The organism is Sinorhizobium sp. P24N7 (genome assembly GCF_042436655.1).
Lineage (GTDB): Bacteria > Pseudomonadota > Alphaproteobacteria > Rhizobiales > Rhizobiaceae > Sinorhizobium > Sinorhizobium meliloti_A.
In genome coordinates, this window is sequence record NZ_JBHMIW010000002.1 from 211,633 (window position 1) to 222,672 (window position 11,040).

Genomic DNA, 11,040 nt, shown 5'->3' on the forward strand with positions numbered 1-11,040 from the left:
ATTCAGTCCTCTCGCCGCTGCTGGGTCGCGGCCGCAAGAAGGTCCGCCAAGTCCCGGCCGCTCCGGCGGTCAGCAACTGCTCGTGCCGTCACCTCCAATTCGATCACGGCCTTATTTGCGACCGGCTCGCCATCGTCGCTCCGGTATAGTTGGGCGTGCCTCTTGCCGATCTGTTCGACGATCAAGCCATAGGCTTTCGGATCCTGATCGGGTTGCGGGTTTTCGTGCAACCACTGGGCGCCCGCGAACAGCCTGCGGGGATCCGTGTGATCTGCCAGGACTGCAGTTGAACCCAAGGCCGCAGCTTCTCCGATCACATTGTCCGCGTATGGATCAACGGTATAGCTGATGATGTCCGTTAGCGCATGGCCCCGGTAGGGGCCCTTGTAGATCGCGCAGATCACCTTGGCGACATCGCTCTCGAAATCGACCAGCGTGCCTTTCGTTTCGTAGACATCCTCCCACGTCCTACGCAGACGGGCGGCATCTTTCGTATGCCCGGCTTGCGTGAGGGCATTGAGCATTAGCTCGATGCGCAGCGCGCGCGTGGGGTATTTGCCACCGGTGCGGATCTCTTTCTGCACAGCGTCGACAGATGTCGTCAGCAGATCCATCATCGCCCCAACAAACGCTGGCCCCATGCACAAACAGCCGTACAAGTCAGCGAAAACCTCGGATGCCCAGCCCTGCCAGACCTCCGCGCGATCGAGCGCTGCGTTGGACAAAGCGGCCGCGATATCGGCAGTCAGATCGAAATCGAACTCAACCACATGGCCGACTTCATGGGCGATGATGATCGCGCCGGGCAGATGAACCGTGTGATACCAGGGCACGCCGATCAACGGGATCGGAAGGCGTTTTAGCACCTCGAGGAATGCATCATCGCGCAACGCGCCGGCCGCGCCCGGCCCGGCGCGAACCTCGTTTTGAAAACTTGAGTCGCGCGGGACCATGAAGGGGCTCCAGGTCGCCGAGAAGTACACCAGCGGCGGGCCCTTGAGGCCCGGATCGAACCTCTGCATGGCCGGCCCGTAGCATTCCCAAGCAAGGTCATCACATGCAGCAAGGACACCGCGGAACATCTCGTCCTCGCGCAGCAGGAGCTTGGTGCGAAATACCTCCCAGATCGAATGCGCCGCCAGAATGCTGTTTTCCAGTGATACCGCCTTGTCAATCACGGTGCCGTCTGGAGGCAGATCGCCGAGATCCTTCCTGACGGATGCGGTTAGCCCGTTCAGCACTGTTTCCAGCCGACGAATCTGAGAATAATGCCGGCGCAGTCCGAGCCCCTCGTCATCGGTGAGCCGCCTCCAATGGTCTAGCTCCTTGTCGAGGCTTTCCATTTTGGCGTCGATCTCGGCGCGTCGCCGCTGGTTCAGTCCTGCACTCATGGCATGAACAGCCGGTCTTTCGGATCATTGGTCCAAAGCGCCGCGGCGTGGCGCGGCAGGACATGACCCAGATCCCGCGGTGGTTCGGCGCGCAGTCGACTGAGCGGAGCGCGCACGCAGTCAGACAATAGTGCCTCCGCGATTTTCGCCGTCAGATCCTGCCTCTCATCAGGTCGCGCCAGCCCGCATGCCAGAACGCCCCGCGCAACGCCGAATTCGAAGAGTTCGGCCGCGAAGATATTTCGCAGCAGCATCATGCGAACGGCTTCGACGTCATTGCGCGGGTGGGTGATGTCCAGCACAACGAATGGAGGTTGCGGCAAACTGCCGAGCATCTTGCCCAGAAACGACGCGGTGATCGGGTCGGCTCCGCCGTCGCTTGATCCGCCGCCCAGCGATTCCACGCGATGGCTCGTGCTTGCAAAGTCAAGATAGACTCCCGCGTATCCCTCTCGCACGGCGGCAACCACATGCAGAACCTCCGGTGGCTGGTTATTCCAGTTGAATGCCCTGAAAAAGAATTCAACATCGCGGACGTCGGTAGCGATGGGCGCGACCCCCAGGTCAGAATACACTGCGGCGAGGCTGAATCCGCTGGAGCTCTCGATGCGTACGTCATCTTCGCCTCCGGAGGGCATCAGCAATTGAACCGAGCCAGGACGCCGGCGATCGCCGGCCATGGATGGAGGCGGCCGCAATTCCGGCACCTGTCGAGATCGCGTGCCTGCTCCCCCGAGCTCCCATGGCAGCGCCGCAATGTCGTGCGCCAGCGCGATCGGTGCGCCCTCCGCATGTCGACTGCGAAGCACGCTGCGGAGCTCGCTCGCGAAACTAGCCCAGTCGGCACACAAGAAATCGATGGCAAGTTCGTGCGACAAGGCCGCATCACTGAGATGCGGCACCAAATCCGACCGAGAGATTGTGATCGCCTCCGCCGGCAGTGCACCTTCCGTCGCTTGCGCGAGCCGATGTGTGCCGAAGCTTTCCATCTCGCGCGACTCCGGCAAAGCTGAACGATCAGGCGGTGCGGATTGTCCAAGCGCCCGATATAGCTCCGTCGCCTCCCGTTGGAGGCGGAGACGATCGCCCGGCGTAGCAAGCTCGACTAAGAGGTCGGCGCGACGGGCCTGCCAAATATTGGGAAGCTCTGCCGGCGGTGAATATGAATCAAGCATATCCTTAGCGGCTGCGGCGTCGCCAGCGTGACGGACCTCTTCGGCGGCCTGGCACAAAAATGCGCCATATATGGGGAAATTTGCGAGCTCTGTTGAAAGAGCACGCTCAAGCAGGGATCCAAAACCGGTCTCGGTCTGGCCCAGCCGCTTGCGGGCCAAGTTCAAATGCCAGGCCCTCAAGAGCGGCCCCTCGCTGGCATCCTTGAATTCGGTGGCGAAACCGGCGCTGGCGCGGTCGAGTTCCTTCGCAGCCTCTTCGCGCCTGCCGAAAACGCGATAAAGGTCGGCGCGGCGGATCATCAATTCGACGCCGCTCCCCAGTTCGGAGCCAGGGCGCGCGAACTGTCCGATCAGCCGCGTCACAAAATCTTGCGATACATCGAGTCTTCCGTCCGCGTCCCTGACCCAATCCAAAGCTTCCGCGGTTCGGCTGATCGGTTGTATCTGGCCTACCGTTTCAAGCACGTCCTCCAGAAAATCATTCGATGCTTCCCTTAATCTGAATAACAGCGCGAAGATCAATACTCGCGCATGAATGTGCGGCGGAATGCCCTGACGCTCAATCAGCTCCGACAGGTTCTGACGCGCCTCATCTTGCCGGCCGGTTCGGCACAGCACAAAGGCCATTAGTAGTCGCAATTCGGTTCGGATCTCGATGTCCGCGCTTCCCCGCAACGAAAGTGCCGACACGATCTGTGTCTCCGCACGCCGATAATCCTGCATCTCGCGGGCTGTCATGGTCGCAGAAAGTAGCGCGCATCTTGCCGGTCCCGATGAGATCGTCGCAAGATCGTAGCTTGTTGCAGCCGAATCCCAGTCATCGGAAGCGGCTCGAAACTCCAGCAGCAAGGCTCGAGCCTCCGCGCGCTGGTCGAGAAGCCGCGCGCGCTCGTTCGCGCTGGTGGCGACGGCCAGACCTTGTTCGCAGGCGCGCAAGGCCGTGAAAGGTTCGCACTCCATGATGGCGAGCCGTTCTTCGAGAACCTGCGGCGACGTGGGGACCGGCAGCACACCGGGGGGCAACTTGCGCATCTCCGTTATGCGCTTTCTGGCGGTCGAAATGTCACCCACGCCAACCGCATACCAGGCCTGGTGGTCGATCACGCGAGCGCGGGCGCGCGGGTCCTCCCCTGCGCTCCGCCCCGCCGAGCTCATTGCTTCGATGACAGCGGCGTGAGCGCCGAGGAACATGTAATACGAAGCCAGCGCGAGATAGAGATCGGTCGCCGTGACGCCGACCGGTCCGGCTCCCGACAGCAACCGCAACGCTTCGCGAAAATGGGTTGGTGTGTCGGGGCCGGGATGCCGCAGCAGGATGGCAGCAAGCTGGAATTCCAACACGAATTTATGGCGGCTATTTTGCGCGCCTGGGATGGCGGCCCGGAGGAATTCCCCAGCATTCTCAGCCGAACCCGATTGCCAGGCCTCGAATATCTGGTCGAGATAGACCGGAATAGCGCCCCTGATATCCGGATGCACGCCGACGATCTCCCGGGCAATCTCGACATGCCGGTTGAACTCGTTGCGGTTGACCGGCTCGGCGAACTTCAGTCCGGCTGCCTGCATCAACAATTCCGCGACTTCGCAGTGTGCGGAAACAAGCAGCTCCGCAGAGGACACTTTCGGGTAAGGAATGCGCTCGGCCTCAGAATATTCGCGGCCGAGGATCTCGGCGGCAACGGAAACAGCGGCCGCCGGGCCGAACCGATCAACCGCCTCTCGCAGATGCCCGGTCCAGAGTGGCTTCGCTTGGACGCCTTCCCCCTGAAAGCGATGGAATATTGCATCCTGGTAATGGCGTACGGCGGTGTTGGCCCGACTCGCCGCGCGCGCCTTCTGCTCGAAGAATTCCGCGGCGCGATTCTGCAGTTCGGCGAATACCGGCTGCTCCCGCAACAGCATGCGTGTCGGGTTGATCACCTCCGGGTGGAAGTGTAGCTCGGATTGACCGTCCACCGTGACGTCCGTCAACCATCCCTTTTCGCGCGCATAGCCGGCAAGTTGATCCCAAAGATCTTTCATGCCGTTCCGCTCCAGATTCGCGAGTGCTTCGGAATCTGCCTTCCAGACATCTATCTTGCCGTCGAGAGGATCCTCGAAGCCGTCGAGGCCCTTGGCCGGATCATCATCGAATGGCTTACCGCGCAGAGCCTGAAGAAGCGGTGGCAGCAACACGGCGTTCGCGAATTCGAACGTAAGGTGACGCCCGATTGCACCGTAACGTATCATCCAGCGGATGGGTTGCGAATCTATGCGCCGGATAATGCGTTCGACGAGATAGGCGATATCGACGCTAGGGAAACGTTTGACTTCCTCGGCCGTGAGCTCCTTGCGGTTGAGCGCGAGCTCCGCGAACATGGCCAGCTTGAACGGATTGCGTCCAGTCAGCTGGTCGGTAGACGCGTTGTTTTTCCCCGTCGACGCATCCTTCTCTTCCGTGCGTTCGACGATCGCATCTCGGACAGGACCACCGGGTACACCGCGTTGCTCCAGATAACGGTGAGCCTCATCGTCGTCAAATCGGGGCAAATCGTAACCAAGAAATTCTCCGTCGTGGAGCACATCGCATCGTTTGGCGATATCGTAACGGCCGGAAAGCACCAAGGTAAGATTCGGGAAATCGTCGTGAATGGTGCGCAACGCGTCGATGCAAGCCTCCAGCCAATTGCCGGCCGACAAGGTCGCTTCTTCGAGAGTGTCCAGCATGACGACGACGGGGGTGTCGATATTGGCGCCCCTGAGCTGGCGGCGGATTTCTTTTGTGACATCCGGATTCCACCCTGGAATCCCCTCCTCCCGTTTCAGCCTTTCCAGAAGCGGTGCGAGCGCATTGCCGTTGGGTTGCTGCACGAACTGCGCGATCATCCGGCCAAAGAGGCGTGCCGGATAGCTCTGAACTTCTTCGAGCCTGAAGTCATCAAAGTCGACCTTTGCGCATAGAATCCGATTAGGAACCAGGCGACGGGTGGTCAGCCATCGCAGGAACATCGTCTTGCCGGTGCCACCGGTGGCATGCAGGTGAAAGATCCAGACGCGCTCGCCGAGCTTTCGATCGAATACCGACTTAAAGCTTTCGAGCAGTTGCGGCCGTTCAAAATAGGAACCGGTCTTGTAATAGTCACCGGCGAACAGGAGGCGCGCGGTATTGTACGAACGGAAGTCCTCCCATAACCGTGATACCCGTTTGCCGCGCCAGCTTTCCTGCAGACGCAGCATTTCGAGCAATGCGTTGCATTGCGCCATGTCGAAAACCTTGTCGGCTCGGGCAAACCATCTCTGGAAGAATGGTATGACTCGTTCGGGCGACGCCGAAGCGGCGAGGTGGTACACTGCGGCGAGTTGCGCCTCAGGATCATCCCTTCTCAGGAAATGAGAGCCAATGTTGGTGTTTTGGCGCCTCCAGCTACGCGGTTCGATCTGCCACTCGGCGATCAACCGCGCCCGCTCACCATCCTCGATCGCCCAGCGATTGCGGCGTAGCTGGCGTACATCGGGATAGGTAATAAAGTCCTCGAATGACGGCTTGTCGTTCAGGTCTTTGCAGAGTGAATCGTAGAGTGGTTTGTCGAACCAGCGCACAAGCGCGCATTGTTTGGTCGCTTCGACCACACCGTCCGGCCGCGGCGGGCGGATTTTCGAGAGCACTTCGTCCAGCGGCGTGTCGGCCGGAAAGCTCTTCAGAGCTTGCAGGAGAGCCGCGAAATCCGGAACACTCATCGCATGCGCTCCACGGCGTTATAGTACTCTGGGAAATGAAGTCTTATCGTGTCCCGAACCATCACCAGACGTGCCAAGCCCTTGGGTGGAGGTGATCTTCCTGGCGAACGACACAACAGCAAGCCGGCCAAATCCTTGATCCATTGCTCATCCTTGAACCACATCATCTCGGCGGCAAGCGTAGCCAAGTGATCGTCCGCCACATCGGCAGGCACTTCATATTTGGCCACCTTGTCTGAATATTTTGGCGGCATCGGCAGGAGATTGAAGGCCGCAGCCTGCATGTTCGTGACTGCTATGGCGACCTTGACGTGACTGGACTGTGTGGCAATCGGCAGGAACACGTTTCGGACAAGCTGCTCAAAGTCGTCGACTGGAAGCAAGCGTTCGCCCTTTGGCCCTTCGAGTTGATCGAAGACCAAGACGAGTGGTCTATCCGCGGCGTCGCGCCGCAAAGCCTCCACGAATAATGCCCCGATTTGCTCCTCCGGCCGCTTGTCGCTCAGAGCGGTCAAGGGCCGACATTCGTCTGAAATTTCAGTTTCTGGGTGCTCAGCCTCAACCCAGTCGCCCGGCGCGCCGGTTCGCGTCAGATTGTTCAGGTGCCAGTTGAACTGCCTGAAAGCGAGCTTGGAAAGCCCGGCATGCAAATATTGGGTACTGATATCCCGATTGTCGGCGTCACCGTCGCGAATCTGCCTAAGGATGGAGAGGAAAGACTTGGGAGTCCCGTCATGCATCCTGATATAGCGGACACGCGCACCGCCGATGGCCCAATTCTCCATGCACCACTTCAGCAAGTGGGATTTTCCAGAATTCGGCTCGCCTAGCACGATGAGGACATTTTCCGGTTTGTCCGTCATCCTGCAAGGATAGGCCCAGTGTGTGAATATCCGACGCGGTTCGCGGCAATTCGCGAACAGCCGGGCCTCCTCGAATTCGGCGCATTTCTCGTAGGTTTGGTCGGACGGCAGCGTGCAAGGCGTAAACAGCTTCGCGTTGCGCTCGCTTACCGTCAATGCCGGCAGCGCCCAGGCGATGTTCCCTGGAGCGCCAGGGATCAGCGCGCGCGCCTCGTTCATGGCATCTTCCAGGCGGTCACCGGCCGCCAGCCCCTTATACAGCGTGGCGGCGAAATTTCCGGCGAGATCGCCAATGACATCCGCCTGCATGCCGAGGACCGCCTTGGCGCCGGCTGCCAGGAAGCTTCGGTGTGTACTCCATCTGCCAATTTCGGCCGAGCTGCGGCAGGCGTTCAAGAATACGAAGGTGGGAATCCAGTGCTTTGCCGGCAAATCGTTGTCTATGCCGCTGCTCGACCAGGTCCAACTACCGCCGTCGCTTTCAATTCGCAGGCCGTATTCATCGGCTCCCTCGACTTTCCTGGTATGCCCGGCGAAGTGAAAGACATGTGGCTGGAAACGGCTGATCCATTGCATCATCGCCTCACGCGTAGGACGGCGCATGCAATGAACGTCGACGGTTCGCCCAAGTGGGTGGAACGTCCTCTCCACGGCCTCGACTTCCTTGCCGATTCCAAGCGCTTCTTCCTCCTCCGCCTTGCAGCCGACAACCATCAGAATTCGGAATGGCCAGGTCGACGGCTTGTTCGTCGCGGGGGGGGCCTGCAGGTTCAGCCGACAAAGGCCGGCGATCAACGCAGGCCTTTGGAGAGGTGGCTCCGCGGGACAGGCCATCTCCCAGGGCAATTGATCGAGTGCTTCGACCGCGGTCGCGACGTACAGGCGAGGATTGCCCAATGAGGCCCATCGCTGGCGCAGAACGCCGTCCGGCAGGAGCCAGTCGTAGAGTTTCGTGGCTATGTCTAGGAAATCGGGGTGACTGCGGCGGTCCGGAGTCACGCCGGACACATAGGTTACGATATCCGTGCGAGGCGGTGGTACGACGCGATCGACGTTGGCGGTCCATCGTCCGGTGGTGAGGTCGAGCCGCTTGAGTATCCCGGACGTCTGGTGGCCATCCTCCTCTATCAAGTGGACGTCAAAATTGCCATTGTTCGCCTCATGCGTTTCAATTCGGATCGTCGCAGAAACCATTGCAAGTCGGACTCCTCTTTGCTCGCTGCACGGCAATGTCGATACCGTGAACGGCACGAGCCCGCTGCCGTGCCATTCAGGGCCGCGTGCCGCCGCCTTTACTTGCTGTTCGCGACAGCGATACCGCCTTTCCGGCCGCTCCTGCGGTTGTGTGGAGAACACCGGTCGTCTTCAAGACAAGATCTACCTCAACGTTATCGACGTTTTGCACAAGCTCTTGCCTTCAGGCGATTGCTTCCGAAGCGTAGTGTGCTTTACCGGTTGCATCCACAACACAGAATCGCTCGAGATATGGTCGGCCCTCCGCGTCATTCCCCCATGATATTGCTTTTGCGACTTTTAGCCATTCTTTCCACAGGCGTGTAGAGTCCCCAATCGAACCACCCAGAGCGGAGAAGTAGTTCGGCATCGCGAAATCCGGCAAGGGCTCCGGCGCGGCACTGCCGTGCCCTTTGCCTCCGAACATTATATCTGTGATCTCCCAACCGGTCACGCCGACCCAACCAACGAGAACATGCGGGCCAAACAGTGCTCGCATGGTCGCGATTGTTTGGGCACTGCTACAAACGTTGCAGCCGCCCCAGATGATGAGCTTGCAACTGGTCTGTTTAAACTCCGTCCCGCGATTAAGAACAACGGTTTGCCCATCGTAAGTGATCGTCAGTTTGCTGGTCCCAAATTCGAGATCAATGGACTGGTCGTCGTTATACAATGAATTGCTGAAGTGCCCGGCGAGGAAAAGCACGTCATCGCTGCGCGCAAAGAGAGACTTCAGGTCGTTGAGCGACGGCTTCGTGGCGTGTAGGAATGATCCGGGCGATAGTTGAAGTTTTTCAACTGCGCCTTTGCGGAACTGTTTTGCGTCGCGGCGGGTTCCCAGTGAAAGTACGCTGAATGTTGCCATGACATCTTTCCCAATTGGACTCACAATGTCGCTTTATTTGGCCGGCTGATCCGGCGGCCTCAGAGGCTGCGCATCGTGCGCTTTTGAGACCAAGTACGTCGCGTGGCTCGCGAGGAGAAGCGCCGTGAACGCCGTGCCGAGTTCCGGCAGAGTAGTGAATATGGCCGTCTTGGCGCCCATTATCTGGAAAGCGTCAATGGTAGTCATCGCGACGAGAATAGAAAAGAAGCCGAGCACGAGGGTTGCAGTGATGACCACGTTTTGCAGGCGCGAAACGTCGACCGTATCGGAATCGGCTACTTCTTCGCCCATGAAAATATCAGCGATTGAAGCGAGGCGCGCCGATGCGCGTTTCTCCAACCCCTCCGTTGCCACGCCGAAAAAGGGTGCACCTCGTCTTTGTAAGTCGGCGTCACCGCCCCTAATGGACAAACTGGCATTATTTCCGCTGGCGTCCTTTGTGGGCAGAATAAGTGCAGAGACCATCGGAGAAACCGCCGCAATGCCAAGCGCGGCAGCGACCGAGGCAGGTATTGTCGGAAAGACACCGAACGTCGCGATGTCGACCGCGCTTGCTCCGGCCGCTGCTGCCGCCGGTCCGGCAATGCCGGCGAAGCCGATGTTGAACAATGCGAACGTGGCATACCCGGACAGAGCTACTGCAGTCCAAAGTGTGACTTGGGCGCGCGCAAGCGATACGCGGTTCCGGGTGTCGATCCACACGCCGGCGACACGCTGCTTGGTTCCTAAGCCAAGCGCAATGGTAAGCCCTGCAATGCCGGAGACCAGCATCAGGAAAGGGACGAGAACAGAGATCGATCCTGCGGCCGAAGCCACTCCGCTCAGGTAGCCCGAAACATCGTTCAAGAGGGTGAAGATCGGGCCTCTCCAACTGTGTTCTTGGCTAACGTCAAGCGCCGCGCGCCAAATGGTGTTACATCCATCGTTGCTGGGGTCTGTCGGGCATGCTATCGCGTCTGAGAGAACGGACACAGCCGCCGGAAAATCGTGGCGCTGTCCGTTGGTCGGCGGCGGAATATCATTGCCCCTCAACAGCTTGCCGCAGACTGCTGATTGGGCGCCATTGGGCAATAGCTTATGGTCGGCTGCGCACAACTCGGTGGTTCTCGCCAGCAATTCGTACTGATAGGCGGGATTGCTTGTAACGAGAATATTGCGTGCATCGCTCATCGATCGACCAGCCCAGACCGACAATGCACCACCGAGCACGAAGACGATGGCCGCGACGATGCCAATTCCCCAAGCAACTCGGTTGTATGGGTTTTTGCCCCCCAGCTGCGGCAGACCACTGCCGGTGAGCGCGGAGGCAAAGGGCAACTCGTGGTCGGCAGGTACTTTGTCACTTTCGAATAGACGATAGACGCGACCGTCTGATCCATCGGCGGTTACGAAGTCACCGCCGCTCGTAACGCCTTCCTCTGTGATCCAACTCACTCCCTGGGGCAGCGGCTGATCGACACGTGGACTGCCGTTGACGGTGACTTCCCACAATGCGGCACGCGCAGGCAGCGTGGCGCCACTCCAACTACCAGCCTCTACCGCGTCCACGGTGGCCATTACCCTTTTATAGCGTGCCTCTTCGGTTGCGCCGACGCGAGGGGGTGGGAGCTTTCTTAATTTGTTGTCGAGACCACGCTTTTTTGCTCCCGCTGCGAGCTTGGAAACGACCGCCTCCAGTCGCGCTTCGGCTGCCGTAGAGCCGTCCTTGGAAGTGGCCCCGCTGGTCTCGCCCCAAACGATTGCAAGCACATCCGTATCAGCCATCGCCCTCCCCT

General features: G+C 59.6%; 5 protein-coding genes. All 5 read right to left on the reverse strand.

Features of this window, described 5'->3' with window-relative positions; all coding sequences use genetic code 11:
- Positions 1–2: 2 nt before the first annotated feature.
- The 5 genes from ACFHWW_RS03845 to ACFHWW_RS03865 all read right to left on the reverse strand — a co-directional run bounded on the left by ACFHWW_RS03845 (position 3) and on the right by ACFHWW_RS03865 (position 11,029).
- Complete coding sequence (locus ACFHWW_RS03845) at positions 3–1,391, reverse strand: hypothetical protein (protein WP_283067798.1); 1,389 nt, start codon at positions 1,389–1,391, stop codon at positions 3–5.
- On the reverse strand, positions 1,388–6,283 hold the full coding sequence (locus ACFHWW_RS03850; protein ID WP_379937348.1) for an ATP-binding protein: 4,896 nt from the start codon (positions 6,281–6,283) through the stop codon (positions 1,388–1,390). The genes ACFHWW_RS03845 and ACFHWW_RS03850 overlap by 4 nt, the downstream gene beginning before the upstream one ends.
- Positions 6,280–8,502, reverse strand: coding sequence for a CHAT domain-containing protein (locus ACFHWW_RS03855; protein WP_379937349.1), 2,223 nt, complete (start codon positions 8,500–8,502; stop codon positions 6,280–6,282). The genes ACFHWW_RS03850 and ACFHWW_RS03855 overlap by 4 nt, the downstream gene beginning before the upstream one ends.
- Positions 8,503–8,563: 61 nt before the next feature.
- On the reverse strand, positions 8,564–9,244 hold the full coding sequence (locus ACFHWW_RS03860) for a hypothetical protein (RefSeq protein WP_283067794.1): 681 nt from the start codon (positions 9,242–9,244) through the stop codon (positions 8,564–8,566).
- Between the two features lie 33 nt (positions 9,245–9,277).
- Positions 9,278–11,029 carry a hypothetical protein gene (locus ACFHWW_RS03865; protein WP_379937350.1) on the reverse strand — a complete coding sequence of 584 codons (1,752 nt, stop codon included), beginning with the start codon at positions 11,027–11,029 and terminating at the stop codon, positions 9,278–9,280.
- Between the last annotated feature and the right edge of the window lie 11 nt (positions 11,030–11,040).